Genomic DNA, 1,276 nt, shown 5'->3' on the forward strand with positions numbered 1-1,276 from the left:
CTGGGCCAGCAGCAACGGCGCGCAGGCATCGCGCTGCGTGGGAATGTGGCTGGCAGCGCCCACGCTCACCGAGACATGGGGTGCTGCGTCCGAAGCCGCATGCGCCAGCCCCAGGCTCGCCACGGCGTCCACCACGCGCGCCGCAATGGCGCTTGAGCCGACGGCGTCGGTGTCTGGCAGGATCACAGCCAGCTCTTCGCCGCCGTAGCGCGCCACCAGGTCCGTGGCCCGCAGCATCGCCCCCTGCACCGCGCGTGCCACGGCCTGCAGGCAGGCGTCACCCGCCTGGTGGCCGTAGGTGTCGTTGTAGCGCTTGAAATGGTCGACATCGATCATGAGCAGGCCCACCGGGCGCCCCTGCCGGTAGGCATTGGCACAGGCCTGCGCCAGCCGGCCGTCGAAATACGGACGGTTGGCCAGTTGCAACAGGCCGTCGGTGCGCGAGAACGCCTCCAGCCGCGCATTGGCCTGCTTGAGGTCCTCGTTGACGCGGGCCAGCTCGAGGGTGCGCTGCGCCACGCGGTCTTCGAGGTGCAGGTTGGCGCGCGCCAAGTCGGCGTTCTGCATCGACAGCACGTGGTAGAGCTTGCCGATCATCTTGAGCAGGGCCTGGGTGCCCAGGTCCTGCGTGGCCCCCTCGCGCTCGAACGCCGCGGCGGCCGGCACCCCCTGGCGGATCAGCCGGATCTGGCGCGCCAACGCCTGGTCGATGCCCAGGATGTGCAACCCCAGCCACGCGGTGAGGAAGCCGACGAAGGTTTCGGCAGGCTCGGCCATGTCGTTGCGGCGCCCCCACATCGTGCGGACCTGCGCCACGAACTCGTCGTGCAGTGCGCGGTGCACCTGGATGTGCCGCGCGTCCACGCCCTCGGCACGCATCAGCTCTTCTTCGTCACGGAAATGCTCGCGGGTATAGGCCTCCAGCCGTCCGAACGTGTCCGCCAGCACCGCCTCGCGGTCGCCCCCTTCCAGAAACAGCGAGCGGCTGAGCTCATTGAACAGGTCGACCAGCGCCTGGTGCTGCTGATCGACGACGGGCAAGCCGGTGACAAAGTTCTGATCCCAGACAAAGGTTTCCATACGGTCAGGCGTGTTGTGCTCGAGGTGCTGCGCGGGGCGCGGTCAGACGGGCGCCATGGCGGGTATTTCAGCCCCGGTGGCGGCATGGATGGGCATTGTCAGCCCAGGCGCCGCGCAGCGCAACGCAAGAACGGCACGCATCGGACAAGCGCCCGGTGGCGGCGAACACGGCGCCCGCCCCCAAGTGCCGCAGACC

Annotated in this window: 1 protein-coding gene; it reads right to left on the reverse strand. The window is 69.2% G+C overall.

Translation table 11 applies throughout. The features are described from left to right. The coding region (locus ACDELDRAFT_RS22595) for a GGDEF domain-containing protein (protein ID WP_005801287.1) at window positions 1-1,080 on the reverse strand (1,080 nt) is incomplete at its 3' end. Window positions 1,081-1,276: the final 196 nt, after the last annotated feature.

It is taken from the genome of Acidovorax delafieldii 2AN (assembly GCF_000175235.1).
In the GTDB taxonomy this organism is placed as follows: domain Bacteria; phylum Pseudomonadota; class Gammaproteobacteria; order Burkholderiales; family Burkholderiaceae_C; genus Acidovorax; species Acidovorax delafieldii_B.